This window comes from Agrobacterium sp. YIC 4121, from assembly GCF_002008205.1.
Lineage (GTDB): Bacteria > Pseudomonadota > Alphaproteobacteria > Rhizobiales > Rhizobiaceae > Agrobacterium > Agrobacterium leguminum.
Window position 1 is genome coordinate 520190 of the sequence record NZ_MRDI01000027.1, and the last position, 24262, is coordinate 544451.

General features: G+C 64.3%; 28 protein-coding genes. 3 read left to right on the top strand and 25 right to left on the bottom strand.

The window, feature by feature from the left end; translation table 11 throughout:
• Positions 1–190: 190 nt before the first annotated feature.
• The 15 genes from BTE54_RS24355 to BTE54_RS24425 form a co-directional block, all read right to left on the bottom strand.
• Positions 191–1774, bottom strand: coding sequence for a Do family serine endopeptidase (locus BTE54_RS24355; RefSeq protein ID WP_078054250.1), 1584 nt, complete (start codon positions 1772–1774; stop codon positions 191–193).
• Between the two features lie 163 nt (positions 1775–1937).
• On the bottom strand, positions 1938–2405 hold the full coding sequence (locus BTE54_RS24360; RefSeq protein WP_078054251.1) for a cytochrome c-type biogenesis protein CcmH: 468 nt from the start codon (positions 2403–2405) through the stop codon (positions 1938–1940).
• A gap of 26 nt (positions 2406–2431) precedes the next feature.
• A complete protein-coding gene (locus tag BTE54_RS24365; protein WP_020808641.1) occupies positions 2432–4423 on the bottom strand; it encodes a heme lyase CcmF/NrfE family subunit in 1992 nt (663 codons plus the stop codon).
• Positions 4420–4932 carry a cytochrome c maturation protein CcmE gene (gene ccmE / locus BTE54_RS24370; RefSeq protein ID WP_078054252.1) on the bottom strand — a complete coding sequence of 171 codons (513 nt, stop codon included), beginning with the start codon at positions 4930–4932 and terminating at the stop codon, positions 4420–4422. The genes BTE54_RS24365 and ccmE overlap by 4 nt, the downstream gene beginning before the upstream one ends.
• Positions 4929–6092 (bottom strand): c-type cytochrome biogenesis protein CcmI, encoded by a 1164-nt coding sequence (gene ccmI, locus BTE54_RS24375; protein ID WP_198939224.1) that lies wholly within the window; start codon positions 6090–6092, stop codon positions 4929–4931. The genes ccmE and ccmI overlap by 4 nt, the downstream gene beginning before the upstream one ends.
• A 161-nt stretch (positions 6093–6253) precedes the next feature.
• Positions 6254–6682 (bottom strand): hypothetical protein, encoded by a 429-nt coding sequence (locus tag BTE54_RS24380; protein ID WP_078054311.1) that lies wholly within the window; start codon positions 6680–6682, stop codon positions 6254–6256.
• Positions 6683–6787: 105 nt separating this feature from the next.
• On the bottom strand, positions 6788–8188 hold the full coding sequence (locus tag BTE54_RS24385) for a HAMP domain-containing sensor histidine kinase (RefSeq protein ID WP_065654175.1): 1401 nt from the start codon (positions 8186–8188) through the stop codon (positions 6788–6790).
• Complete coding sequence (locus tag BTE54_RS24390) at positions 8178–8849, bottom strand: response regulator transcription factor (RefSeq protein WP_003509815.1); 672 nt, start codon at positions 8847–8849, stop codon at positions 8178–8180. Before BTE54_RS24390 ends, BTE54_RS24385 begins: the two co-directional genes overlap by 11 nt.
• 94 nt (positions 8850–8943) lie before the next feature.
• Complete coding sequence (locus BTE54_RS24395) at positions 8944–9198, bottom strand: hypothetical protein (RefSeq protein WP_003497070.1); 255 nt, start codon at positions 9196–9198, stop codon at positions 8944–8946.
• Positions 9199–9335: 137 nt separating this feature from the next.
• Positions 9336–9542 carry a hypothetical protein gene (locus BTE54_RS24400; protein WP_035262738.1) on the bottom strand — a complete coding sequence of 69 codons (207 nt, stop codon included), beginning with the start codon at positions 9540–9542 and terminating at the stop codon, positions 9336–9338.
• 34 nt (positions 9543–9576) lie between these two features.
• Positions 9577–13377: a glycoside hydrolase/phage tail family protein gene (locus BTE54_RS24405; RefSeq protein WP_078054254.1), complete on the bottom strand. Its 3801-nt coding sequence runs from the start codon at positions 13375–13377 to the stop codon at positions 9577–9579.
• A 15-nt stretch (positions 13378–13392) separates the two neighbouring features.
• Positions 13393–13827 (bottom strand): NlpC/P60 family protein, encoded by a 435-nt coding sequence (locus BTE54_RS24410; protein WP_078054255.1) that lies wholly within the window; start codon positions 13825–13827, stop codon positions 13393–13395.
• The gene (locus BTE54_RS24415; protein ID WP_078054256.1) at positions 13824–14708 is read right to left on the bottom strand and encodes a DUF2163 domain-containing protein; all 885 of its coding nucleotides are present in this window, start codon (positions 14706–14708) and stop codon (positions 13824–13826) included. Before BTE54_RS24415 ends, BTE54_RS24410 begins: the two co-directional genes overlap by 4 nt.
• Entirely contained in the window at positions 14705–15343 is a 639-nt protein-coding gene (locus BTE54_RS24420) for a TIGR02217 family protein (RefSeq protein WP_078054257.1), read from the bottom strand. Before BTE54_RS24420 ends, BTE54_RS24415 begins: the two co-directional genes overlap by 4 nt.
• 56 nt (positions 15344–15399) lie before the next feature.
• Positions 15400–15981, bottom strand: a complete 582-nt coding sequence (locus BTE54_RS24425) for a phage tail tape measure protein (RefSeq protein ID WP_078054258.1) — start codon at positions 15979–15981, stop codon at positions 15400–15402.
• A gap of 111 nt (positions 15982–16092) precedes the next feature.
• Here BTE54_RS24425 and BTE54_RS24430 point away from each other — a divergent pair, with 111 nt between their 5' ends.
• Positions 16093–16320 carry a DUF4160 domain-containing protein gene (locus BTE54_RS24430; RefSeq protein ID WP_078054312.1) on the top strand — a complete coding sequence of 76 codons (228 nt, stop codon included), beginning with the start codon at positions 16093–16095 and terminating at the stop codon, positions 16318–16320.
• Positions 16313–16717 (top strand): DUF2442 domain-containing protein, encoded by a 405-nt coding sequence (locus tag BTE54_RS24435; RefSeq protein WP_078054259.1) that lies wholly within the window; start codon positions 16313–16315, stop codon positions 16715–16717. Before BTE54_RS24430 ends, BTE54_RS24435 begins: the two co-directional genes overlap by 8 nt.
• Before the next feature lie 5 nt (positions 16718–16722).
• Here the strand turns inward: BTE54_RS24435 and BTE54_RS24440 are convergent, their stop codons facing one another.
• The 3 genes from BTE54_RS24440 to BTE54_RS24450 are packed head-to-tail and all read right to left on the bottom strand — an operon-like array spanning position 16723 to position 17695.
• A complete protein-coding gene (locus BTE54_RS24440; RefSeq protein ID WP_078054260.1) occupies positions 16723–16932 on the bottom strand; it encodes a rcc01693 family protein in 210 nt (69 codons plus the stop codon).
• A complete protein-coding gene (locus tag BTE54_RS24445) occupies positions 16929–17288 on the bottom strand; it encodes a gene transfer agent family protein (RefSeq protein ID WP_065654183.1) in 360 nt (119 codons plus the stop codon). Before BTE54_RS24445 ends, BTE54_RS24440 begins: the two co-directional genes overlap by 4 nt.
• Positions 17288–17695 (bottom strand): phage major tail protein, TP901-1 family, encoded by a 408-nt coding sequence (locus BTE54_RS24450; RefSeq protein ID WP_078054261.1) that lies wholly within the window; start codon positions 17693–17695, stop codon positions 17288–17290. The genes BTE54_RS24445 and BTE54_RS24450 overlap by 1 nt, the downstream gene beginning before the upstream one ends.
• 90 nt (positions 17696–17785) lie before the next feature.
• Between BTE54_RS24450 and BTE54_RS24455 the strand changes: the two genes are divergently transcribed.
• The gene (locus tag BTE54_RS24455) at positions 17786–18985 is read left to right on the top strand and encodes an MFS transporter (protein WP_198939225.1); all 1200 of its coding nucleotides are present in this window, start codon (positions 17786–17788) and stop codon (positions 18983–18985) included.
• A 7-nt stretch (positions 18986–18992) separates the two neighbouring features.
• Here BTE54_RS24455 and BTE54_RS24460 read toward each other — a convergent pair whose 3' ends face one another.
• The 7 genes from BTE54_RS24460 to BTE54_RS24490 form a co-directional block, all read right to left on the bottom strand.
• On the bottom strand, positions 18993–19388 hold the full coding sequence (locus BTE54_RS24460) for a DUF3168 domain-containing protein (RefSeq protein ID WP_078054262.1): 396 nt from the start codon (positions 19386–19388) through the stop codon (positions 18993–18995).
• Positions 19385–19720 (bottom strand): phage head closure protein, encoded by a 336-nt coding sequence (locus tag BTE54_RS24465; RefSeq protein ID WP_078054263.1) that lies wholly within the window; start codon positions 19718–19720, stop codon positions 19385–19387. The genes BTE54_RS24460 and BTE54_RS24465 overlap by 4 nt, the downstream gene beginning before the upstream one ends.
• A 3-nt stretch (positions 19721–19723) precedes the next feature.
• Positions 19724–20293 (bottom strand): head-tail connector protein, encoded by a 570-nt coding sequence (locus tag BTE54_RS24470; protein ID WP_078054264.1) that lies wholly within the window; start codon positions 20291–20293, stop codon positions 19724–19726.
• Positions 20294–20483: 190 nt separating this feature from the next.
• Entirely contained in the window at positions 20484–21752 is a 1269-nt protein-coding gene (locus tag BTE54_RS24475) for a phage major capsid protein (RefSeq protein WP_078054265.1), read from the bottom strand.
• A gap of 30 nt (positions 21753–21782) precedes the next feature.
• Positions 21783–22355 carry an HK97 family phage prohead protease gene (locus tag BTE54_RS24480; RefSeq protein ID WP_065654190.1) on the bottom strand — a complete coding sequence of 191 codons (573 nt, stop codon included), beginning with the start codon at positions 22353–22355 and terminating at the stop codon, positions 21783–21785.
• 28 nt (positions 22356–22383) lie between these two features.
• Entirely contained in the window at positions 22384–22704 is a 321-nt protein-coding gene (locus tag BTE54_RS24485; RefSeq protein ID WP_003521211.1) for a DUF6107 family protein, read from the bottom strand.
• 195 nt (positions 22705–22899) lie between these two features.
• Positions 22900–24066, bottom strand: coding sequence for a phage portal protein (locus BTE54_RS24490; RefSeq protein ID WP_078054266.1), 1167 nt, complete (start codon positions 24064–24066; stop codon positions 22900–22902).
• Positions 24067–24262 lie beyond the last annotated feature (196 nt).

The window sequence follows — 24262 nt, forward strand, 5'->3', positions numbered from 1 at the left end:
GCGGCAGCGGGATGAGGGGGCAAGGCCAGAGATTTACCGAGAGGTTCCCCCCTCATCCGACCCTTCGGGCCACCTTCTCCCCGGCGGGGAGAAGAAACGGGCCGCAACGCCCTGCCATACTCAACCGCCCCGTCTCAAGAGCGGGATACGACGCCGGCTCCCGAAAGAACCGGCATCGCCTTTCAGCCTATCAGCCCTGGTCGATATCCAGAGCGATGAAGCGGCTGCCATCGTCCGTCTGGATCTGGAACAGCGCCTTGGAGCGTCCGTCCTTCTTGGCCTGTTCGAGGATCTTCTCGATATCGGCGGCGGAAGCGACCTGCTGGTTGTTGACCGAGGTGATCTTCTCACCCGTCTTCAGGCCACGGGCGGCGGCATCGCTGTCGGGATCGACATCGGTGATGGCAAGGCCGTTGCCGTCATCGGCGGGCGCAACCGTCAGGCCGAGGCTGGAGAGCACCTTCTCGCTGGAGGACTGGCCGCCCTTGTCGTCGTTCTGGGCAGGCGTCGCCTTGGAAGCATCGTCGCTGGCGAGATCGCCGAGCGTCACCGTGACAGGCTGCGACTTGCCGCCGCGCCACAGCGAGATTTCAACCTTGGTGTTGGGCGCCATGCCGCCGATGCGGCGCGACAGGTCGCGAGCATCCTTGACGGGCTCGCCATTGACGGCGGTGATGATGTCGCCCTGCTTGATACCGGCCTTGTCGCCCGGCGAGCCGGCCTGCGGCGAAACGACGAGCGCGCCGCTGGCTTCGGAAAGGCCGAGCGATTCGGCGATATCCTTGCTGACGGGCTGGATCTGCACGCCGAGCCAGCCGCGTTCGACCTTGCCGTCCTTCTGCAGGTCGGCGATCACGTCCTTGGCGACCGATGCCGGAATGGCGAAGGCGATGCCGACATTGCCGCCGGAAGGCGAGAAGATGGCGGTGTTGATGCCGACGACTTCGCCGTTGAGGTTGAAGGCGGGACCGCCCGAGTTACCGCGGTTCACGGCGGCGTCGATCTGCAGGTAGTCGTCATAGGGGCCGGAGCCGATATCGCGGCCGCGGGCCGAGATAATGCCGGATGTCACCGTACCGCCGAGACCGAAGGGGTTGCCGACGGCGACGACCCAGTCACCGACGCGGATCTTGCTGTCATCGGCGAACTGGACATAGGTGAACTTGCGGTTCACATCGACCTTCAGCAGCGCCAGATCGGTGCGCGGATCGCGGCCGACGAGCTTGGCGTCGAGTTCGGTACCGTCATTCATCACGATCGTATAGGCGGAGCCGTCATCGACGACGTGGTTGTTGGTGACGATGTAACCGTCTTCGGAAATGAAGAAGCCGGAGCCCTGAGCGACGGGGCGCAGCGGACCCTTGCCGTCACGGTGGCGGTTCGGGCCACGGTCGGAGCGATCCTGGTTGGGGCCGCCGAATTCCTTGAAGAAGCGCTTCAGCGGATGGTCGTCCGGCAGCTGGTCGAGGCCACGGCCACCGAAATTGAAGGAGAAATTGCTGGAGTCATCGGAAGCGGGCTGCACGTTCGACTGCACGCGAACGGAGACGACGGCGGGCGACACCGCATCGACCACATTGGCGAAGCTCGGAACCTGCGGCGCATTCACCTCGACGGGAGCGGCAAACGAATGGAGGATCGGTGCGGCGATGCCGGTGGAAAGCATCAGCGCCGCAAGGCCGCCAACGGTCGTGGCCTTCAAAGCCGTCTTCAGCGAGGCCGTCTTCAGCGAGGCCGTCTTCAGCGAGGAATGGCCGTTTTGCGAATGAGACATGGTGTACCTTCTTTCTTCTTTCTTCATTCAGACTGGAGCCCGTTTGACCGGGGGAGAAGCGGTGGATGATGAAGATATAGGAGGCGACACCTTACGGCGAAGTGTCTGACGAATGAAAAATCCGTAATGTTGAAAAAGAACCGGGGAGAAAAATGAAAACCGGTTATTTTTCAATGAGATTGCGAATTCGTTCTTCTTCGTCCGCGCTCAGTTTCTGCGGCTGTTCCTGACTTGCGCGACGGCGCGAAAACACGAAGACGGCGAAAATTCCCGCAAGGGTGAGACCGATGGGCGCACCCCACAAAAGCACGGTACGCAGGCTGAGGCGCGGTTTCAGGAGCACGAACTCGCCGTAACGCGACACGACATAATCGATGACTGCCTTGTCGCTGTCGCCCTCGACCAGCCGTTCGCGCACCAGAACCCGCAGGTCACGCGCCAGCTCGGCATTGCTGTCGTCGATGGACTGGTTCTGGCAGACCATGCAGCGGAGCTGAGACGTGAGGTTGCGCGCGCGCTGCTCCAGCACGGGGTCTTTCAACACTTCGTCCGGATTGAACGCGAAGGCCGGAGAGGCTGCTGCGAAGATGAGGGTGAGAAGAAGAGCGAGCCTTGCCACTCTCTCCCTCATTCCTGTTCCCCGGAACAAGGCCGCACTCATTCCGCCGCCTCCGGCATTGCAGCCCGCACCGGCTTCGCCTTACGGTTCGGCGCACCCACCCGCAAACGCCTGTCCGAGAGCGAGATAAAACCGCCGGCCATCATGAACAGGGTGCCGCCCCAGATGCACAGGATGAAGGGTTTCCACCAGATGCGCACCACCATGCCGCCATCGGCCATGGGGTCACCCAGCGAGACATAAAGCTGGCTAAGGCCGAAGGTCAGGATGCCGGCTTCCGTCGTCGGCATGCGCCGCGCGGTATAGAGCCGCTTGGACGACCAGACATCGGCCACCTCCACCCCCGCCTTGCGCACGGTGAAATGGCCGCGATCCTCGGTGAAATTCGGGCCGACGGCGTGACGGACGCCATCGAAGGTCAGGCTGTAACCGCCCGCTTCCGCCGCCATGCCCTCTTTCATTTCCAGGACCGTCTCGGTCTCGAAAGTGGTGACGATGACGATGCCGAGCACGGTGATGCCAAGCCCCATATGCGCCAGCGCCGTGCCGAAGGCCGAACGCGGCAGGCCCTTCAGGCGGCGGAACGCTATACCGAAGGCGAGCTTGCCGAAATTGGCGCGATACCAGAGATCGGCGAAAGCGCCGAAGATCAGCCAGAAACCGGCGGCGATGCCGAGTGCGGCCAGCACCGGACCGCCATTTTCGATGTACCAGAGCGTCAGCCCGGCAAGCGCCGCAAGCGCTGCCGCCACATAAAGCCGCTGGAAGGCTCCGAGAAGATCGCCGCGCTTCCAGGCGAGCATCGGGCCAAACGGCGTGACGATCAGGATCGGGATCATCAGGAGGCCGAACGTAAGATTGAAGAAAGGCGCACCGACTGAGATTTTTTCGCCCGTCAGCGTTTCCAGAATGAGCGGGTAAAGCGTGCCGATCAGCACGGTCGCGGTCGAGACCGTCAGGATCAGGTTGTTGAGGACGAGCGACCCTTCGCGCGAAATCGGCGCAAACAGGCCGCCGGCCTTGAGCGACGGCGCGCGCCAGGCAAAGAGCGCGAAGGCGCCGCCGATGAAGACGGTCAGGATGCCGAGAATGAAGATGCCGCGGCTCGGATCAGTAGCGAAAGCGTGGACCGAGGTGAGCACGCCGGAGCGGACGAGGAAGGTGCCGAGCAGCGACAGCGAAAAGGTCATGATCGCCAGAAGCACAGTCCAGATCTTCAGCGCCTCACGCTTTTCCATGACGAGCGCCGAATGCAGCAGCGCGGTTCCGGCAAGCCACGGCATGAAGGAAGCGTTTTCCACCGGATCCCAGAACCACCAGCCGCCCCAGCCGAGTTCATAATAGGCCCAGTAGGAGCCCATGGAGATGCCGGCGGTCAGGAAGGTCCATGCGGCGAGTGTCCATGGCCGCACCCACCGCGCCCAGGCGGCGTCGATGCGTCCTTCCAGCAGCGCCGCAACGGCAAAGGAGAAGCAGACGGAAAAGCCGACATAACCGAGATAGAGCAGCGGCGGATGAATGGCGAGGCCGAAATCCTGAAGAATGGGATTGAGGTCCTGCCCCTCGGCCGGCACCGGCTCCAGCCGCAGGAATGGGTTGGAGGTGAGCAGGATGAACAGCAGGAAGGCGACCGAAATCCATGCCTGCACCGCAAGCACATTGGCTTTGAGCGTTTCCGGCAGGTTGCGGCCGAAGGCGGCGACGAGCGCGCTGAAAAACACCAGAATCAGCAGCCACAGCAGCATGGAGCCTTCGTGGTTGCCCCAAACGCCGGTCAGCTTGTAGATCATCGGCATCAGCGAATGGGAGTTTTCCCAGACATTGCGCACGGAAAAATCCGAGACGGCATAGGCTCGCGTCAGCGCCGCGAAGGAGAAGGCGACCAGCAGGAACATCAGGACCGAGCCGAGCGAGGCGACATCCATCAGCGCCCGGTCGTTACGGCGCGCGCCGATGACCGGCAGCGTCGAGACGATCAGCCCCACACCGAGCGCCAGGACCAGAACATAATGGCCGATCTCGTTGATCATCTGGTCGCTCCGGTCTTGTCGGAAGAAGCTGCGCTGGCCGCTGGCGTTGCGGCGGCCGGTTCTTCGCCTTCCCCCGCGTGCTGCCACAGGCCCTTGTCCTTCAGCCGGTCGGCCACTTCCTTCGGCATGTAGTTTTCGTCGTGCTTGGCCAGCACGCTGTCGGCAACGAAGCCGTGGGTCGCGGCATCGAACATGCCTTCGGTAACCACGCCCTGCCCTTCGCGGAAAAGATCGGGCAGGATGCCGGTATAGCTGACCGGCACGTTCGCTTCACCGTCGGTCACCGTGAAGCTCACCGTGCGGCCCTCGCCGCGCTTGATCGAGCCTTCCGCCACCAGCCCGCCGAGACGGATGCGGGTGCCGGGGTTGACGGGCGTTTTCTCCAGATCGGCCGGCATGTAGAAATAGGCAATGGACTGGCCGAAGGCAAACATGACCAGCAGCACGGCTGCAACGATGAAGCTCATGCCGCCGCCGATGATCGCCAGGCGTTTCTGTTTGCGGGTCATTGCGTCACTCCCTGCGGCGCGGCATCCTGCTGCCCGTTCATGCGGATCGGTCCGGCGGAAACGCCCAGTTCTTTCGCCAGCGTCAGAAGCTGCCTGCCCTGCTCGCCCTCCGGCGGGAAGGCCTTCAGCCCCGCCCGCAGCGCCTCTCCAGCCTTGGCTTCGTTCTTCAGCACGGAATAGGCACGGACAAGCCGCATCCACCCTTCGAAATCGGCCGGGTTTTCCTTCAGCTTGGCGTCGAGGCTCGACACCATGCCCTCGATCATCGCCTGCCGGTCGGTCGCTGTCATGTCTTTCGCAGCCGCCATGTCCTCAGCGGTCGGGCCGGGTGCGGCAGGGATCGCCGCGCCGCCGGTCCGGGCGATATGTTCGCGCACCAGCGGCAGCCAGGGCGCACCGGCCGGTGCATCGGCCTCCAGCGCGGTGAAGGCGGCGCGTGCTTCCTCGGCCTTGCCGGCCTGCTCCAGCGACAGCGCCAGATAGAAACGGGCGCGCGGATTGCCGGGCTTCAGCTCTTCTGCCTCAGCAAAAGCAGCACGTGCGGCTTCGATGACGATGCCGTCATTGCCGGCCACCAGCGTTTCGCCAAGGCCCGTCAGCCGTTCCGGGCTCGGTCCCAGAATACGAAGCGCATTGCGATAGGCAAGCTCGGCATCGCCAAGCCGTAATGTCTTGAAATAGATCGGCGCGAGGATATCCCAGCCGGCGCCGTCCTCCGGGTTCTGCGCCAGATGCCGTTCCGCCCGGACGACCAGCAGGTTCATGTCGTTGCCGGGCTTTTCAAGACGTGCCTCGAGCGGCATGTCCGGCACTTCCGGACTGCCGTTCCAGATGTAAAGACAGAGACCGAGCGCGGGCAGCAGAACCGTAATGAGGCTGGCGGCGAGATTGTGCCGGCGCGGCCGGGTTTCTTTGCCGGATTGCTCTTCCGCTTCGGCGGCGGCGAGAAGCCGGCGGCCGATTTCGGCGCGGGCATAATCCGCCTCGGTGTCGCCGATGAGGCCAGCGGCGCGTTCGCGGTCCAGTTCGGCCAGCTGATCGCGATAAACGGCGACCTCTCCGTCGCGGCGCGTCTGCGACGCCTCGGTCTTCCGCATCAGCGGGTACATCAGGACGATGGCGACAGCCGCCGTCAATATCGCAACGACAATCCAGAACATAAGGCTCAATTACTCGAATGCGCGGCACATGGAAACATGAAGCGCGGGGATGACGTGAATTTGAGACATCACGCCGCACCGCAGGCCATCTCCCGGCTGCACCGCCATGCCTCTTTTTGTCATCGCAAAAGGCCCGTGACCTTGATTTACGTCAAACTATTTTAAGTCAGCGGCGACCAGCTTCCATCGGCATTGCGGCAGGCTGCGCCGCGCGCCCTGGTTTCGCGTCCGTCGACCGTCAGGGTGTGGGAATATTGCCGGCAATTCTGGTTGCCGACCTGATAGGGCGCATTGGCGACCACCTGCCCCTTGGCGTCATCGCCGATCCACGACACGGGCGTGCCGACGGGGGCCGTTTCCAGCGCCTTATATTCGGCCTCCAGCGCCTTGGTCTGGTCACCCCTGTCGAGCTGCACGCCGCTTCTCCCGACAATGCCGCCCTCAAGATTGGCAAGGAACGGCGTCGAAGGCTGCGCAGAGCGGCCGAACAGACCGCCGCCCGCCGGGCGGGTGCCCGTGGTGGTGCAGGCGCTCAGCATCGATACACACAGGATCGAGAGAAGTGCCGGGCGTGACACCAGCGAACGCATTGTCACGGAGCGGCAGCCATCATACACGTCAACCAAACCCTGTCCTCTTTTTTACCGCATCGCACCTAATATAGTGCCATTGAATTTCTTGCCTTTTTTCTTGCCTCACGCAAGCTCTTTCGAAAGGCCCGGCAAAATCAGATCGGCTTTCAGCCCGCCGATGGCGCTGCGCGACAGCGAAAAGCGGCCATGGTACTCTGACACCACCTCGGAAACGATCGACAATCCGAGGCCCGTACCCGGCCGGCTTTCGTCCAGCCGCCGCCCGCGCTTCATCGCTTCGCTGATCTGTTCCGGCTCAAGCCCCGGCCCGTCGTCCTCCACCGTCAGCTCCACCCAGGAGCGACGGGCAATTTCCGCATCGGAGGATGGGTGCGTGCCGGCCGCAAGCGTGATGACCACGCGCGTCTGCGCAAAACGCGCGGCATTTTCCAGAAGATTGCCGACGACCTCTTCCAGATCCTGCTGCTCCATACCGAGCACCGCGCCGGGTTGCTCGAAATTCAGCACGAACTGCTTGTCGGGGTTCAGGCGGCGCATCACGCGCACAAGCCGTTCCAGCGCCGGCTCCGCTTCCACGCGGGCGAGGATCGAGCCGCGCTGGGCGGCGATGCGGGCACGGGAGAGATAGGATTGCACCTGCGCCTGCATGGCGTCCGCCTGCGCCCGCACCAGATCGCCATGCTGCGGCTCCAGCGTGCGGGCCTCGTTCAGAAGAACGGCGATCGGCGTTTTCAGCGAATGCGCGAGATTGCCGACCTGCATGCGGGCGCGCTCCACGAGGCGGCGATTGCTGTCGATCAGCGCATTGACCTCATTGGCAAGCGGCTGGATTTCACGCGGGAATTCACCTTCGAGGCTTTCCGCCTCCCCGCCCCTGATCTTGCCGAGCGCCACGCGAGCCTGATCGAGCGGCCGCAGACTGTAGAGAATGGCAAGACCGTTGACGACCAGACTGCCGACACCGAAAACGGCGAGCGCCAGATAAAGGCTGTTGGAGAAATCACGCACATCGTCTTCCACGACGTTCAGATTGCCGGAGACACGGAAACGCGCCGCGCGCCCCTCGCCATCCAGCACAACTTCCGTTTCCGCCACGCGCACCTGATTGCCTGCCTCGTCGGTGACGGCATAAAAGCGCTCATAGCGGTTGTCGAAGGGCGCATCGAGAATGCTCGGCACCGGCAGGGTGGAGACGCCGAGCGACGACGACACCAGCGGCGCGGTCTGGAAATTGCCGAGCGGCTCGACAACCCAGTACCAGCCGGTATCGGGCTGCGAAAAGCGCAGATCGCCGAGCTGCGGGCTGCCGGCCAGCGTGTTCTCATTGGAAATCGTCACGGAATTGATGACGTTATAAAGCTGCGCCCTCAGAAGATCGGTGAAGCTGCGCTCCACACCCTGCCGGTAAAGCGTCGAGATCACGACGGCGATCACCACCAGCGCCAGCACCGACCAGAGCGAGGCGAGCAGCAGAACGCGGGCGGTGAGGGAATTACTTCGCATCTGCCGGCGCTTGCATCCGGTAACCGAGACCGCGGATCGTCTCGATCAGATCAACACCGAGCTTCTTGCGCAGACGGCCGACAAACACCTCGATGGTGTTGGAATCGCGATCGAAATCCTGATCGTACATGTGTTCGACCAGCTCCGTGCGCGAGACGACCTCGCCCATGTGATGCATGAGATAGGACAGCAGCCGGAATTCGTGCGAGGTGAGCTTCAGCGTCGTACCGTTGACGGTCGCCTTGGAAGACTTGGTGTCGAGCCGGACCGGGCCGCACACCAGTTCGGAAGATGCATGGCCGGCGGCGCGGCGGATGAGCGCGCGCACGCGGGCAAGCACTTCTTCCACATGGAAAGGCTTCGTCACATAGTCATCGGCACCGGCGTCGATACCGGCAACCTTGTCGCTCCAGCGGTCGCGGGCGGTGAGGATGAGCACCGGCATGGCCTTGCCGGCCGCACGCCATTTTTCAACGACGGTGATGCCGTCGAGCTGCGGCAGGCCGATATCGAGGACGATGGCGTCATAGGGCTCGGTATCGCCGAGATAATGGCCTTCCTCGCCGTCGAATGCCTGATCGACAACATAACCGGCTTCTTTCAGCGCATCGGTCAGCTGACGATTGAGATTGGCATCGTCCTCAACAACGAGAATACGCATTGTCCGCCCTTTCCTGTATCCCGGCCCGCAGGCGCGTCGCCGGTCATGCTAAATGTGTCGGATTGTTTTCCGATATTTCGGCGATGCGGGCAAGCTACATCGGCACGCGCATCGTCACCTTGCGCGGGCGTTCGCCATTGCCCTGGACGAGAACGGTGACGACACAGGACTGACCGTCACCGGAAGGATAGACCGAAAGCAGCTGACCGCCGGTTTCGCGCACGACGCGGGCGACGGCTGCGCCGCAATCGCTCGCCGCCAGAATGTAATGGCCCTGCAGATCAGCCTCGGGCGCCGTGAAACCGGAAAGCCCGGCTGCAAGCGTCGCGATGATGAGAGGTGATGCCATTCTACAAACTTCCAAAAAACCGGGTGCGTCTCGAACCGTATTGTGACCGAATATGTAGCGCAAAGCGTCTGAATGGCAAATGAATGCCGCCCCCGCCGCGTGGGTGCCAGGCGGGAACGGCGTTGTCGCGGGTGCTGTCAGCGAATGGCGCTGGTCGCCGAAAGACGGCCATAAAGTGCGACCAGACCACCGATTCCGCCCGCAACCGTCACCAGCCCGTCCGCCAGTTCTCCTTGCAGACCGGCGGGCAGATCAAGGCCTGCGATGCTGAAAAGCGGTGCGAAAACCGCAACCAGAGCGCCCCAGATCGTGCGCGATTGATACCATGCTTTGGTACTGTCCATAGTCTCGTCCTTTGCGTTGTTTTTCAGGCACATGTCAGATCGGGAGGGTGGCCTGCGCCACCACGCCCGAAGGCACCGCACGACCGAGCATTCGGACACGCACGGAAATGTGATCCCGCAATGCCGGGAAATCTGTGAGTTCGTCCGCTGCGGGGTAAAACCAGAAGGGTTGCGGAACCTCCGCCATGCGCCGCACGGTCTCGCCGTCCAGCACCTCGATGCGATAAAGCTCGAAGGGCTCGTCCAGCGGAATGTCGCTCGCATCCCAGCCATCGGCCTCTACCCGGCCCCGGCGTTTCCACCTGATGAAAACGCCGTCGCCGCGCCGCTCGGCGGCAAGATGCACCGGCGCGAGCGGTGTCAGCGCCCGCAGGCCGCCCTCGAAGGCAAAAGGACCGCTCGGCGCCCCCGCCATTCCGGCGGCTTCCGCAATCCAGTTCAGGCGTCGCCCGCGCTCGCTCGCGGCAAGACCGAGCGGCTGCACCGCCGCATCCAGAACCACCACCGGCGCCCCTTTCGACGCGCCTGCGGCGAACGCGTCTTCCGTGCCGCCCAGTCCCCGCAAAAGAGCGGAGAGCCGCCAGCGTGCGGGTGCGATTTCCTCGGCCTTTGCGAAAGCGACGATCTCCCACATCCCGTTCGCAGCCTTGATTGCAAGACGGTTCTCGCCGTTCAGCACCGAAAGCTCCCCGGCCGACGATACCTCGCCGAAGGGCAGATCGATGAGGATTGTGTTTTTCCGGTCGAAGCGGCCGGAAGGGCCCGATGTCAGCGGCATTGCCAGCGCGCCGATCATCGCCGGCCGGTCCAGCAGCACGCGCTGCCGGTAACCTTCCCTGCCCGGCGACGCGGAAATGATGATTGGCCGCCAGGGCTTTGCAAGCGCCGCAATCCGCGCCGAATCCTCCGGCGCAGTGCCGTCATGGTAGGGCAGATCGAGAAACAGCACCTCGGGCGCGAAACCTTCCGCTCCGCTTGCACCGCTGCTGCGCCGTTCCTCCGCGCCGCCGACAAAGACCGGAAAGGCAGGAGAAAAGGCCCGCGCCTCCACCTGCCGCACCGCGCCGTCCTCGATCCGGCTGACCAGAAACCGCCCTGCCGGCGCCTGCGGAAAAGCCCCTTCCGGCAGGCGGATACAATCACCCGGTTCAAGCGCGATATCGCAAGGCGGCAGAGCAAAGCGCAGGCTGCGCCGCGCCTTCCGGTTGTCGCGCAACAACGCCTCGACGGCGGCCTCCGCCGTTTCCGCAGGCAGGGCAGCGTTAAGATCGAGCCGCATCACCCGGCTGCCGGCATTGTCGATGCGCCGGGACCGTACACTTGCCTGCTCGTAATCCAGCGTGGGGTTGAAAGAGGTCAGCACGGCTTCAGCCGCGAAATCGCTGTCATGGCCGAGATTTTCCGACCAGAGCGGCTCGTCTTCCAGATCGGCCAGCAAGGCAATATCTCGGACCGGCAAGACGGCCGTATTGCGGGAGCGGAAGCGCAGGGTTCCGCCATCTTCCGTCACATCCACCTGAAACGCCGCCATCAGCGGCTCCAAGAGGTTGCGGGCAGAGGTCACGTCTCCCTGCACATAACCTCCCAGATCGCCGCTGACGGCGGAAACATCGAAGTCTGAAAAGCCGTGATCGGTGAGGATGGCGGCGATGGCATCGGCGAGCGTTGCCGTGCCCAGCCTCCCGTTCAGCCAGTGGCCGGTGCGCCAGTTCGCCCCATCGCTCCAGGCCGCGCTATTCTGCGGAAAGGCCGGAAAGGGCCGTGCATCCCAGGTCCACAGATAGACCCGGCTTGCATCGACCATCGCCGCATCGCCCTTTCCCCAATGGTCGAGATGCGCCTCCAGAAACCGTCGCTGCTGGCTGTCGGCGCGGTTGCGGCGGGAAAAATAGGGAAAGGCGTTTTCCGCCGATTTCGGATCAGGAAAGACATTGGGCCGCGTCGCGCTCTTGTCCACCGCCGGGCAACCGAGTTCGGTGAACCAGACCGGCTTGGAGCGCGGCGCCCATGCCGTGGGCACGGTTTTCTCCACACCCCGCACCCGGTCGTAGTGGAGGTTTCCCCACCAATTGCGCAAGTCCTTGTAACGGAACACCCACGGCTTGCCCTTCAACCCGTCGGTAATCGGCGTGCGCCGCCGCGCGGCGCGGTCCGCATCGCTGGCATAATACCAGTCGAACCCCTCTCCCGCCGTGATCGCGCGGCGGAAGGCGCTCACATCGTCCGGGCCGGTCATGCCGTCGGGATTGCCGTTTGCGGCATCCCCGTCGCGCCAGTCGGAAAGCGGCATGTAATTGTCGATGCCGATGGCGTCGATATTCGGGCTCGCCCAGAGCGGATCGAGATGGAAGAACACGTCGCCCGAACCGTCCGCCGGCTGGTGACCGAAATATTCGCTCCAGTCCGCCGCATAGGTCAGCTTCACCGCCGGCCCCAGTATCGCCCGCACATCGCCAACCAGCCGCCCCAGTTCCTCGACAAAGGGAAAGGCATCATTCTCGTCCCTCAGCGCCGTCAGCCCGCGCAGCTCCGAGCCGACCAGGAAAGCATCCACCCCGCCAGCCCGGGCCGCCAGCGCCGCATAATGCAGCACCATACGGCGATAGCCTTCATCGCGGTTGCAGAAGGCGGAAACCTGCGCCCTTGCGCCCGCGCTGCGATCCGCAGAACCGGCCCTGCCGGGTGCGGGAAAGCAGGTGATGCGCCCGCGCCAGGCATAGGCGTCCTGCTCGCCTTTGCCATAGGGGTCCGGCAGACCATTGCCGATTGGAACATCCATCATCACGAAGGGGTAAAGGCACACCCGAAGCCCGCGCGCCCTGAGATCGGCTATCGCCTGCAACACGCTTTCGTCGTTCGGCGTGCCGCCATAGGCCGGGCCGCCGCCATGATGGCTGACAGGATGCGCCTCATCGCGCGAAAGGCCGGCGACGGACCATGGCATGGTTTCCCCATCCCGGCCGGCCACTTCCACGCCCGGCAGAATGCGGCATTCCCCCGCCCGCATATCCGTGCCGAACCAGCTTACCACCAGCGCCACGCTCTCAAGATTGGGACACAGATCCAGCAACTCGTCGATCGCCGCAGCCCAGTCGGTCGAAGCGGTCAGGCCGTTGCGGTTCATGATGCGGCTTTGGCCGATCCCCGTCCTTTCGGAAACCTGCGCAGTGGCGTAACCGTGTTCCGTTGCCCCCGGAATGACGGTGATGGCGCGGATGGATTTTTCCAGCCGGCCGACCGGCCGCACCACTTCGAACTGCATGAGCGGAATGCGGTTGCCGAAGCCGTCGAGCGGCAGGCGTTCGAACACCACATAGGCCAGTCCCCGAAAGGCCGGCGCATTGCCCGCCCCCTGCTTCGCCTCGATCAAAGGATCGGGCAATTGCGTCTCGCTGCCTGGATAAAAGCGCATCTCCACGGCATTCAGGTCCATCTCCCGCCCATCGGCCCAGACGCGCCGCACCCTTGCCGCCTCGCCTTCGCACAGGCCGATGGCAAAGCTGGCGAAATACCGAAAGGTCTCCACCTTCGGGCCGCGATTGCCCTTGCCGCCGCGCCGCTCCACTTCCACGCTTTCTTCGAAGCGCGTCGCCCAGATCAGCGTGCCGCCGATCCGTGCTGCGCCGTAAAGCCGGTTGATCGCCGCTCCCTCATCCGCCCCCGGAATGCGCGCGGTAGAGAGCCGCGCGCCCGTTACCGTCCGCCCGTTCGAAAGCAGCGTGCGGTCGATGGCGTTGCCCGCCAGCGCCCCGGCCGCCCGGCCGATTACTGCGCCAAAAGGACCGAAAATGCCGCCGAGTGCCGCGCCCGCCGCCTGAAAAACGATTGTCGCCATGCTTGCCTCGAAAAATCAGGGATCGGGAAAACGGAAGACGCCGGCGATGCGCCGCCGCCAGCCGGGCACCAGCGCCGAACGCACCACCGCCGCCTGTTCATAGGCGTGGATGAAATGCTGCGAACCGGCCAGAATGCCGAGATGCTTGGCGGCGGCATCGGCACGCCAGCGGAACAGCAGCAGGTCTCCCGGCCTTGCCTCTTCCAGGCCCGCCACCGCCGGAAAATGGCGTTTTGCCGCCGCCATCAGCCGGTCCTCGCCGCCGCGTTCGGCCCAATCGGGCGCATAGGGCGGCGGCAATTCCGGTTCGTGGCCGTAAAGGTCCCGCCAGATGCCGCGAATGAGGCCGAGGCAATCGCAGCCGACACCCTTCAACGAGGCCTGATGCCGATAGGGCGTGCCGATCCAGCCTTCGGCGAGCGCCAGCACTCTTTCGCCGGGATCGCTCATGAAAACAGCGCCCCGCCGTCATGGCTCTCGCCGCCCGCCGCATAGGAATAGGCGAAATCCGCCCCCGGCAGATGCGGAAAGCCCCGAAAATTCAGATGATTGGCGAATTTCGCCCGGCAGGTGGCAAAGCTCTTGTCACAGCCGGCGGTGACGGAAAACGCATCTCCCGGCAAAGGCGGCTGTTCCAGCGGCAGCCAGAAGGACAGAAGAACGCCACCGTCACGCCGCTCCTGCCCGTCGAGATCGAACCCCTTGCCGGCGAGCGGGCCGGTCAGAAAACGCAGCTTTCCCCGGCTGAAAAAACCATCGGCAAAGGCATCGAGCCCGGAAACGAGCAGGCCGCCCGAGGCATCCACCGCCGCCACGCTGCCATGCCCGGTAAAGCGCGCCAGATCGACACCGCAACGCCTGTCGCCAAGGGCGGCGTCGCAGCGCCGCCCATAGACCCTGCCCTGCGGCTGGCCGAGGCGATGGGCAAGACTGCGCAGCTCGGCGCGAAACGCGCCGCCGGCCCGCGTCACCTCGCCAATCTCGCGCCTATTCAGCAGCACATGCTGGTCAGGCGCCTGCCAGTTGACGAGGAAAAGCTCCACCCTCGCCCCATCGAAACGCCCGGCGGCCAGATCGCCCTCCGCAATCGCCTCGCTTGAAAAACCGCCCGCCACCTCCCCAGCGCCGGCACCCAGTCCCGTTTCGCCGTCACTATCGCTGGCAGAAAAGCCGCTGGCGGCGAGGTAGGATAGACCGCCGAGTGATATCGCCTCGTCATGATCGGTAAAACCGATCACCCCGCCGTCCTTCAGTGTCACCTTCCAGCAATGGCATGTGGTCGTCGCATCTTGCCCGAGATGCCCGGCAAGGGCGGCGGGAATGGTTTTCATGGCAGGATTTCCATCAGTGGAATGGAGGGAATACGGCCCGCCTCGAAAGCGGTCAGGTTCACGTCGATACGGTCGATCCCGAAGCGGACCGGCACGTCGAATTCGAAACCGGCGCGGATCGCGGCGCCGGCGGGCGGCACCCGCCCCGCACGGAACACGATCATGCCGGTTACATGATCGACCGCCACCTCAGCCGCTTCGACCTTCACCCCCTCGACCGAAACCATGACCGAACCTTCGACCGGTTTTTCTATCCGCCGCACGAAGGAGCCGCCCGCATCGGCATAGGTCTTCCGCAACTGAAAACCCGCTGTCACGCCGTCGCCGGTGCCGATCCTCTGATCGGTCGCGGCGGGCGTCTCTCCCGGCGGGCAGGATTTGAAATCCACCGGGTCGCGAAAACGAAAGCCGTAAAGTTCGCCGCGCCGCGCCTCGAAAAAGGCAAGCACCTCATAAAGATCGGCGACGGAGCGGATACCGGATCCGGCGTCATAGCTACGTCTGGCGTTCCTCCAGCGCTGGTTGCGGCTTTCGCGGCCATTGGACAGGTTGACGATATCCGTCCGCCGCACCGGCCCGCCGCTCACCCCGAGCGCGAGCCGCAGCGGAAACCGCACTTCATGAAATGCCGCCATGTCGTTGTTCCTGGATTCTTTTCGATGGTCTTGAAACGTGGGAGGACGCGCGTGCGTCACAATCCGCGCTGGCCGCGCCCGACGCTGCGCGCCAGCATGGCCGCGATCTGGCCTTCGCTTTTCCGAAAGCTCGCAGCATCCGTCGCCGTCACGTTAAAAATGATCTGCGCCCCGCCGCCGCCGGACGGCGCGGCAACGCCGAGAGCGCCATCCGAACCGCGCTTCAGCGGCAGGATCGCTTCCGCCCCCGCCTCGCCCATCAGGCCAAGCCCGCCGCCCATCGGAAAAAAGGCGGGGCTGGAAACGACGCCGCCATCGGCAAAGGGCGTGATGCTGCGTCCCGGCACACCGCCATCGGCAAAAGCGAACAGCGAACCGCCGCCGTTCAAAAGCCCGCTGACGGCATTGCCGATCATGCCCTCAAGCGGTTTCAGACCGGCCGAGAGTGCGATGCCGGACAGCCGCTGCCCCAACCCGCGCAACACATCGTCCAGCCCTTTGCCGCCCGCCGTCGCCGCCTGCAGGGCCGAGGTCAGGGCCGCCCCGAACCGCTCGGACCGGCGCTCGAGATCGCCCATCACCTCGGACAGCGCCTCCGCCTCTTCCCGGTTCTCCGCCATCGATCCTTCACCCGCCATCGCGCTTGCCTTTCTGATTCAACTGGGGAATGCATGGTGCTGAAACAGCTCTCAAAACCGCTGCTTCAACCCACACTCTTTTAAAACCCAACTTCTTGGGTTATGGTTCTCATGGTCACGATTCTCCGCCAGCATGGCATGCGTTTTGTCATCTACACGGCCGATCACGAGCCGCCGCATGCTCATGTTTATGGAGAGGGTGAAGCCCGTATCGACATCGTCAGCCTCGTCGTTCTCACGCAGGGCGGCATGTCGGACCGGGATGTGCGGCGCGCCGTCGCCGTCATCGAGGAAAACCGGAAGCTGTTTATGGAAACCTGGAGACGATATCATGGTTGAGGTCAGCGATGCCGAACTCGCCGCCGCCAAGGAACGCTGGGAAAAAGAGCGCGCCGAGCGCCCCATTCCGGTTTCCGTGCGTTTCGAAACGGCCTCGGCCCGTGTCATCGTCGATTTCGCCAACGGCGCCTGCTTCATGTTTCCCGCGCGGGCGCTCGAAGGCTTGCAGGACGCGACCGCCGAACAGCTTGCGGATGTCGAACTGCTCGGCGAGACGGGTCTGCATTGGGAAACCCTCGATGTCGATTATACGATCAGCGGCCTGATGAACGGTATTTTCGGCAGCCGCACATTCATGGAAACGCAGCGCAAGGGCGGGCAATCCCGCTCTCCGGCCAAGGCAGCAGCCAGTCGCGCGAACGGTGCCAAGGGCGGCCGCCCACGAAAAATGCCCTGACGCCGTCACCCATCCGGAAACCGCCGCATCATCGCTTCCATCGACTGACGGTCGGGGCCGCGGGGGACGGCGTTGCCGCCCGTCATCGCGAAGAATTCCCGCGGGGTCAGCCGCCAGAAGGTTTCGGAGGAGAGCCGCAGCAGGCAGAAGCCGGCATGGATCGCCGCCTCCCAGGGGAACGGGCGCGGCGTCGCTTCGCCTGCTGCGGCGCTCAAGGGTCCGGCGGCGTCTCGCCTTTCAGGCCACCGAAGGTGGCGGTCAGAAGATCGGCGACGATGGCGGCATGACCGGCAATGCCGCCTTCCACCGTGGCGGCGGCCACATCCTCGTCGGAAAAGACATTGCCCGCGCCGCGCAGGCCCGCGCCGATTACCCTTATCATGTCGACCGCCTTCATGCGGCCGCTCGCAAAACGTTCGGCAAGCGCGGTGAGGTCGTCGGCTGCAAAGGCGGTTTCGAGTTCGGCGAGAGCGCCGAGCGTCAGGCAGAGAACGCGCCTTTCGCCGTCGATCAGCGCTTCGATCTCGCCGCGATGGCGGTTCGCCCGCCCGTAACGCAAACGCTCAGGCATCACAGCGCTCCAAAATTGAGAAGACCGGCCGATTCCAGCGCGATCTCGAATTGCACCTCGCCATCGTGACGGCCGGAATATTCGAGCGCCACGATCTGGAACGGCCCGGTAACGATGCCGAAACCGGGAATGACGATCTGCCAGCCGGGAATGCTGCCCGCAAAAAATGCGCCGCGCACCAGCGCATCGCTCGCCTGATCCTTGAAGATGCCGGAGGCCGTGAGCGACGCCCGTTGCACACCGGCGCCGGCAAGAAGCTCCCGCCAGCGCCCCGCGCTTTCGGCATCCGTCACGTCGACCGCCTGGGCATTGAAGGCCAGCCGCTTTGTCCTCAGCCCCGCGACGGTTGCATAGGAACCGGCATTGTCGATCTTCAGCAGCAGGTCCTTGCCCTTCTGCGCCACCATGTTGTTTCCTTTCGTCTCGATTGATGTTGCGGGGTCGCGAAGGGCCTGCTACCAAAAGCGTTCCAGCACCTCGCACCCCGCGATCTCACCATGTCCGACGCTGCCCCCCTGACGTCTCGCGCGCGCCTTATCGGCGTGCTTGCGGTCGGGCAGATCGTGAGCTGGGGTAGCGGTTTCGATATGCTGGCCGTCCTCGGGCCACGGATCGGTAAGGAACTGGCCATCACCAACGGCGTGGTTTTCGCCGGCCTCACGATCATGATGACCATCAGCGCCCTGTGCGGCCCATTGCTTGGACGAATGCTGATGCGCCACGGCGCGGCGCCGGTGCTGGCGGCCGGTTCGGTATTCTTCGCGGCCGGCTTTGCCGTGCTCGCCTTTGCGGGCGGGGCGGTGAGCTATCTCTTCGGCTGGGCCGTGATGGGTTTTGCCGCCACCTGCGGCCTGACGACGGCGGCCCATGCGGCCGTGGTGGAACGTGTGGGCGCGGAAAGCGGCCGGCTGCTGACGCTGCTGATGCTGTTCACCGGGCTTTCGGCGGCGGTTTTCCTGCCGGTCACCACCATTGCCGATCAGCATCTCGGCTGGCGCGGCACGCTTGCCGCCTATGCCTGTCTGCAAATCTTCATCCTGCTGCCGCTCTATCTTTTCGTGCTTCCCGGCCGGCCGGCCCGAAAAGAGGCAAAGCCGAAAGAAGAGACGGCCATGTCGCCCTCACCGGTCGATACGCGGCGCGCCTTCGTGCTGCTGGCCGCCATGACGACGATCAGCGCGTTTACGACCTTCGGCCTGTCACCGCTTCTGCCGCTGCTTCTGGTTCAGGCCGGCGCAACGCAATCGCTTGCGGTGCAACTGGCATCGGCACGCAGCGTGCTTGCGATTACGGCGCGCGGGCTGGATTTTCTGCTCGGGAAGCACGGAAACCCCTTCCTCACCGCCATGATCGGCTTCTGTTTGCTGCTCTTTTCCCTGCTGCTGTTGCTCGCCTTTGCTCCGGCCATGCCTGCCTTCATCGGCTTCATCGTTTTCTTCGGCTTTGGCGCCGGCGTGCTCACCGTCAGCCGGGCCGTGTTGCCGCTCGCGGTATTTTCGCCGGAAGAATATGGGCTTCAGGCCGCACGCATCTCCCTGCCGCAGAACCTCGCCATTGCCGGGGCGCCGGTCATCTTCACCGTGGCGCTGGATCGCGGCAGCGTATCCGCCATGCTCACCATCGCCTCCGTGCTAATCGGCATTTCGTTTCTGCTGCTGATCGTTCTGTGGAAAACCGTGCGCAGGCAGGGTTCCTGAAACGGCGCTACTCCGTCACCGCCCTGAAGCGCATCTCCGCGATGAAATTCCGTGTCTTCGCCTCGCGCCGCGAGCGGCTGGAGAGAAGATGCAGATTGACGAGAGAAACGCCGGCAATCGGCAGCGCCGCATCATCGAGCAGGATCTTCACCCGTTCGACGATTTCGCCGGCACCCCTGCGGCCATTGGCGTCGCTCCATATCTGCAGCGACAGGAAATGCTCCTCGGCTCTTTCCGTCGCCGTCGAATAGTCCCGGCTTTCGAGATCGTCGATAACGATGCACGGCAGAAGCGCGCGCGGCAGAAGCCGGTCGACGATGCCGCCGGGGACAAGCGCTGTCAGCGCCGCATCGCTGCCGAGCCTTGCGAAAATCGCCTGAAGAAATGCGTTGGCAGCGCTCATCGGCTTTCCTCCTCGCAGCGGCAGACGATGAAGCGACGCGTCTCATCCGGGTCGATCACCGCCCGGATCGCCAGAATGCGGCGGCCCTTGCGAAAGCGCATGCCGGCGGCGATGTCGCCGCGGTAAGCCAGCCAGACGCGGTGGGTGATCGTCACGCCCTCGGCTGAGGCCCGTTCATGCGAGGCCTCCGAAACGGGTTCGATCGCAGCCCAGAGCGACCGCAGGAAATTCCAGCTTTCCGCAGCACCGCCCTGCCCGTCCGGCGTTTCGGTCCGCACGTCCAGTTCCAGCCGCGCCGTCAACCTGCCGGGATCGAGAAAAACAAGGTTCATGTCTCAAAGCCCCAGACGGCAGAAAGGCGCCACCAGCCGCTCGTAACCGGCGGGAATGGCGGCGGGCTGGTTTTCCGGGGCGACCGCGCCGCGAAAGGCGAACATCTGCGCCACATGCATCAGCATGGCGCGTTTCAGCGTGTCGGGCACATCGGTTCCCGCTTCGCCATAGCCGGCAATGAAATCGATCTCGATGCCGTTCATCGCCCGTCCGGGGGCCGGCGGATCGCGCAGCCACAGCCTTGCGGGACGCGCCGCGCCATCGAGCAATTTTTCGCCGGCGGTGATGTCCGCCGAGCGCCCCTCACCGTCAAAAACCAGTATAGTTTCGATGGCTTGCACCGGCGTCCTGCCAATCGGAATCACGCCGCTCTCAGGCCACCGGTCGAGGTAAAACCGCCAGGTCTGGCGGATGAGGCAAAGCCCGGTCGCACGTTCCAGATGCTCGCGGGCGGTGCGGATGAGCGCGGCAAGAAGCGCATCCTCATCGCCGCTATCGAGACGCAGATGCGCCTTCACCTCGGCAAGCGTCAACGGCTCCGCCTGCGGCGGATGAATGAGGGCATAGGTCATGGGGTCTCCGGAAGAAAGGTAGTCGCATTAGCGAGCGGGCACCGCCTGTTTCTTCTCCCCGAGGGGGAGAAGTCCGCGGCAGCGGGATGAGGGGGCAAGGGTAGAGATATTTGGCAACGTTGCCCCCTCATCTGCCTCTTCGGGGCATCTTCTCCCCGGCGGGGAGAAGAAAGGGCCGCAAGGTCTACGGTCAATTCACCCCGAATTTCACCAGCTTGATCGCCTCGAAATTCTGCACGCCGCCGCCCACGCGTTTGGTGGTGTAGAACAGCACGTAGGGTTTGGCCGAATAGGGATCGCGCAGGATGCGCACCCCGGTACGGTCGACGACGAGGTAGCCGGCGCGGAAATCGCCAAAAGCGATGGCGAAGCTGTTGGCCGCCACATTCGGCATGTCCTCCGCCTCCGTCACCGGAAAGCCCATCAGCGAGGCCGGCTGGCCGGCAGCGGCGGGCGGATGCCACAGATAGGCGCCGCTGGTATCCTTGAAGCGGCGCAGCGCCCCTTGCGTCTTGCGGTTCATCAGGAAGGTTCCGTTCTGGCGGTGGCCGGCCTTCAGCGCATAGACGGCATCGAGCAGCACATCCATCGGCCCGGCGGAGGCGAATCCGGCCGAAACGCCGGTCGCGACATAACCGATATTGCCCCAGCTCCAGCCATCATTGGCGACGGCCGCATAGGAGAGGAAACCCTTGGGCTTATTCGCGCCATCGCCGGCAATAAAGGCGGCGGCCTCCTGTTCGGCGAAAGCGATATCCACTTCGGAGGCGATCCAGGCTTCGATATCGACTGCCGCATCATCCAGCAGGCCCTGTGTCGCCGCCGGCATGGCGTAAAGCTCCATGGTTGGGAAGGAAAGCTCGGCAAGCTGCGGCGTTGCCGTTTGCGGACGCGCCGCCGTTTCGGAAACCCAGCCGGTCGTCATGCCGCCGGGCGAGAAGGGTTTCTTCAGCACGGCGGCGGAAACCTGCCGGACGGTCGCCAGCGCGCGGATCGGCGAAATCGCCGTCATGCGCCGGCCGATCTCGCCATCGGTCTCGTTCGGCAGCAGAAAACCGCCATCGGCCCCGGTCGAACCGGCAAAGGCCTTGGCCTCCAGATCGCGCAACGCGCCCTCCTCGCCGCGACGGATATAGGCCTCGAAAGCGGCCTTGTGCTCTTCGGCATCGTGGGAAAGCGCATCCTTGCGGCCAAGCGCGGGACGCGCTTTCTTGAGCGCCAGATCGTCCATGATCCGGCGGTTGTCGTCGAGCGCCCTGTCGATGCGGTCGAGCTTGTCGCGGGTCACGACATCCGCGCCCATCTTGCGCTCGATATCGGCAAGCCGCTGGTCGTTGGTCTCGCGAAAGGCCTCGAAGGCCTCCATGAACTCGTCGAAGGCGGCCGTCACCGTATCGGGCACGGCCTTCACCTGCGGCGCGACGGTCATCGGGGCCGGTTTCGTCATCTGGTCTGTCATGTCGTTTCCTTGTTGGTGATTGTCCGGAAGTCAGCGTTTGGGTGTCGTGTCGAACAGCGCGCGGGCGGCGCGGCGCATGGTGCGCACCAGCTCGGTCTCGCGGTCGCGGAAGAAGCGGGCATGCTTGACGTCGGAAACGCGCGCCGAAGGCAGCATCGGAAAGGTTACGACCGAGATTTCCCAGAGGTCGGCTTCCAGGATGCGTCGGACGCCGTGGCTCGCCGCCTTGCCGGAACGCACCGTTCGGAATCCGATGGACAGCCCGTCCAGCGCCCCGGTCTTCATCAGCGAATGCACCTCGCGGGAGCGGGCGACGCCGGGGGCGAGAACGCCCTCGACATAAAGGCCGCGCTCGTCCTCGCGGATGGTGCGCCAGGCGCCGATGGGCTCGGCCGGATCGTGCTGGTAGAGCATGCGGATGCCAGCTGCGCCCCGCTCCTCGATGGAGCGGCGAAAAGCGCCGCGCTCGATGACATCCTGACCGAGATCGACCTCGCCGAAGACGCTGGCATAACCGGAAAAGGTGCCATCGCTGGTAATGCCGCGCAGTTCCAGATTGGCGAATTTGCGCGTGGCGGGACGCGGCCCGCGATAAACGTGCATGGAAAACTCCTGCGATGTGAAGGAAATGTCAGGCGCGCGGGCGCGCACCGTAACGGTCGGCGATGCGCACCAGCACGCCCAGCCCCCACCACGCGCCCATGCTGGCGGCGGCGGAACCCGCCACCATGATTTCCCGGCCCGAAAGCGCGCCGGCGATATCGAGCTGCTGCACGATCCAAAGGCCGATAGGCCCGCCAAAGATCATGCCGCAGGAAACGCCGGTGATGAAACGGCTCGCGGCCTCGCGTCTGCTTTTCGGCAGGAGATAAACGAGCGACACACCCGCGCCCGCCACGGCGCCGGTGATGCGGGCGGCCCAGATGCCAGCCTCATTGGCGAATTCAGACATGGGTAATCATTCCGTTCTAGGATGTGGTTATCGGGCGGACGCGCCGCGTCGCACGCAGGCGCTTCCTGTGCGCCTGCACCGGGTGATTTTGCGAATCTTCGGAATCGCTTGGACGGAAGAGCTCACAAAGAGAGTCCGCTTCTTCAGAAAATGATTGAACGGGACACCGGGGTTTCGATCCCGCCGGGGCGGCGATCAATAACCGACGGCTTCGCGCTTTTCCTCGTCGCTCAGGAACGAGGCCGCGCCGATGCGCGCCCAGAGCGCATCCCGCTCGCCGGCAAGCCCGGCAATCCGGTCGAGATCGGGTTCGAGCCTCAGCCCAGAGCCGAAGACCGGAGAAAGCCAGCCGCAGAGCCTCGCCGCCGTGCGATAAACGAGCGGTAGGACGGTGAGACGATAAAAGGCGCGGTTCGCCTCCTGGTAATTGGCATAGGTATTGTCGCCGGGAATGCCGATCAGCATCGGCGGCACGCCGAGCGAAAGCGCAATATCGCGCGCCGCCCCGTTGCGGGCCTCGAGAAAATCCATGTCGCGCGGCGAAAGACCCATGGCCTTCCAGTCCAGCCCGCCTTCCAGAAGCAGCGGGCGGCCGGCATTCATCGCCCCCTGATAGCCTTCCTCCAGCTCACGCTTCAGCCGCTCATATTGCTCGGTGGAGAGATTGCCGCCCTCCTTCGGCTGGTAGACCAGCGCGCCGGATGGCCGGGCGGAATTGTCGAGCAGGCGCTTGTTCCACTGGCTTGCGGCATTGTGCAGATCGAGCGCGGCCCCTGCGGAGGCGAGCGGCGCAAAACCCGCCCGGTCATCCAGCGGATGGAAAAGTTTCAGATGCAAAAGCCCCAGCCCGTCGCGCTCGGCGGCGATGCGCCGGGAGGCGCGGCCCTCGGCGCGGTAATCATAGGCCACCGGCCACCCATCCGGCCCCTCGACGATGCTGACCCGGTCGGGCCGCAGGAGATGCAGCTCGCGCAGCCGCCCGCCCACCATCAGCGGCTCGATATAGGCATTTCCGGCGAGCATGAGGTGACCATAAAGCGCCTCGAAGAAATCCGGCCCGCCCATATGGGCGCCCGGTTTTAAAAGCAGCGCCAGGAGCGGATGATCGGCGAGTTCCTCTTCGCCATCATAAAGCAGCCAGCTGACGGAAGCCGAGGTCTCCGCCACCATGCGGGCGGCCCGGTGCGCCACTGGGTTCTTCATGAAGCCCTCGCGGGCAAGTGCGGCATAGGACCGGCCCGACCAGAAGGCCTGCCCGCCCTGCACGGCAACCGCCATGAAGCCATCGGCCATTTTCCGGCTTTCAGGCACGGCTCTGCCATCCGCCGGGCGCAGCCACGGCAGGGAAAAGGGAAATCGCATGGAATTGTCCTTGTTTTGATGGCGCGCGGCGTCGAGTCCTGCGGCGTCGCCCGCGTGGGGTTTTCACCGACAGGCTAGACGCTGAAATTTCTGACGACGTCCTGAAAGCTCTCTTTCGTCATGCTCGGGCCTGTCCCACTGCTGTCCGGTTTAAATTTGGTGGACATGGCGCACGGTGTTGATTCTACTCGTATTC

Excerpts from the sequence above, each read along its gene's own strand:
- BTE54_RS24415 (WP_078054256.1), bottom strand. The coding sequence starts at position 14,708 with ATGAAAACCATTCCCGCCGCCCTTGCCGGGCATCTCGGGCAAGATGCG.
- BTE54_RS24420 (WP_078054257.1), bottom strand. The coding sequence starts at position 15,343 with ATGGCGGCATTTCATGAAGTGCGGTTTCCGCTGCGGCTCGCGCTCGGG.
- BTE54_RS24475 (WP_078054265.1), bottom strand. The coding sequence starts at position 21,752 with ATGACAGACCAGATGACGAAACCGGCCCCGATGACCGTCGCGCCGCAG.
- BTE54_RS24450 (WP_078054261.1), bottom strand. The coding sequence starts at position 17,695 with ATGGTGGCGCAGAAGGGCAAGGACCTGCTGCTGAAGATCGACAATGCC.
- BTE54_RS24410 (WP_078054255.1), bottom strand. The coding sequence starts at position 13,827 with ATGAGCGATCCCGGCGAAAGAGTGCTGGCGCTCGCCGAAGGCTGGATC.
- BTE54_RS24425 (WP_078054258.1), bottom strand. The coding sequence starts at position 15,981 with ATGGCGGGTGAAGGATCGATGGCGGAGAACCGGGAAGAGGCGGAGGCG.
- ccmE (WP_078054252.1), bottom strand. The coding sequence starts at position 4,932 with ATGACCCGCAAACAGAAACGCCTGGCGATCATCGGCGGCGGCATGAGC.
- BTE54_RS24405 (WP_078054254.1), bottom strand. The coding sequence starts at position 13,377 with ATGGCGACAATCGTTTTTCAGGCGGCGGGCGCGGCACTCGGCGGCATT.
- BTE54_RS24395 (WP_003497070.1), bottom strand. The coding sequence starts at position 9,198 with ATGGCATCACCTCTCATCATCGCGACGCTTGCAGCCGGGCTTTCCGGT.
- ccmI (WP_198939224.1), bottom strand. The coding sequence starts at position 6,092 with ATGTTCTGGATTGTCGTTGCGATATTGACGGCGGCTGTCGCCATCGTC.
- BTE54_RS24355 (WP_078054250.1), bottom strand. The coding sequence starts at position 1,774 with ATGTCTCATTCGCAAAACGGCCATTCCTCGCTGAAGACGGCCTCGCTG.
- BTE54_RS24400 (WP_035262738.1), bottom strand. The coding sequence starts at position 9,542 with ATGGACAGTACCAAAGCATGGTATCAATCGCGCACGATCTGGGGCGCT.
- BTE54_RS24480 (WP_065654190.1), bottom strand. The coding sequence starts at position 22,355 with ATGCACGTTTATCGCGGGCCGCGTCCCGCCACGCGCAAATTCGCCAAT.
- BTE54_RS24460 (WP_078054262.1), bottom strand. The coding sequence starts at position 19,388 with ATGAGCGCTGCCAACGCATTTCTTCAGGCGATTTTCGCAAGGCTCGGC.
- BTE54_RS24390 (WP_003509815.1), bottom strand. The coding sequence starts at position 8,849 with ATGCGTATTCTCGTTGTTGAGGACGATGCCAATCTCAATCGTCAGCTG.
- BTE54_RS24385 (WP_065654175.1), bottom strand. The coding sequence starts at position 8,188 with ATGCGAAGTAATTCCCTCACCGCCCGCGTTCTGCTGCTCGCCTCGCTC.
- BTE54_RS24445 (WP_065654183.1), bottom strand. The coding sequence starts at position 17,288 with ATGCCTGAGCGTTTGCGTTACGGGCGGGCGAACCGCCATCGCGGCGAG.
- BTE54_RS24455 (WP_198939225.1), top strand. The coding sequence starts at position 17,786 with ATGTCCGACGCTGCCCCCCTGACGTCTCGCGCGCGCCTTATCGGCGTG.
- BTE54_RS24380 (WP_078054311.1), bottom strand. The coding sequence starts at position 6,682 with ATGCGTTCGCTGGTGTCACGCCCGGCACTTCTCTCGATCCTGTGTGTA.
- BTE54_RS24430 (WP_078054312.1), top strand. The coding sequence starts at position 16,093 with ATGGTCACGATTCTCCGCCAGCATGGCATGCGTTTTGTCATCTACACG.
- BTE54_RS24365 (WP_020808641.1), bottom strand. The coding sequence starts at position 4,423 with ATGATCAACGAGATCGGCCATTATGTTCTGGTCCTGGCGCTCGGTGTG.
- BTE54_RS24360 (WP_078054251.1), bottom strand. The coding sequence starts at position 2,405 with ATGAGGGAGAGAGTGGCAAGGCTCGCTCTTCTTCTCACCCTCATCTTC.
- BTE54_RS24485 (WP_003521211.1), bottom strand. The coding sequence starts at position 22,704 with ATGTCTGAATTCGCCAATGAGGCTGGCATCTGGGCCGCCCGCATCACC.
- BTE54_RS24490 (WP_078054266.1), bottom strand. The coding sequence starts at position 24,066 with ATGCGATTTCCCTTTTCCCTGCCGTGGCTGCGCCCGGCGGATGGCAGA.
- BTE54_RS24465 (WP_078054263.1), bottom strand. The coding sequence starts at position 19,720 with ATGAACCTTGTTTTTCTCGATCCCGGCAGGTTGACGGCGCGGCTGGAA.
- BTE54_RS24470 (WP_078054264.1), bottom strand. The coding sequence starts at position 20,293 with ATGACCTATGCCCTCATTCATCCGCCGCAGGCGGAGCCGTTGACGCTT.
- BTE54_RS24435 (WP_078054259.1), top strand. The coding sequence starts at position 16,313 with ATGGTTGAGGTCAGCGATGCCGAACTCGCCGCCGCCAAGGAACGCTGG.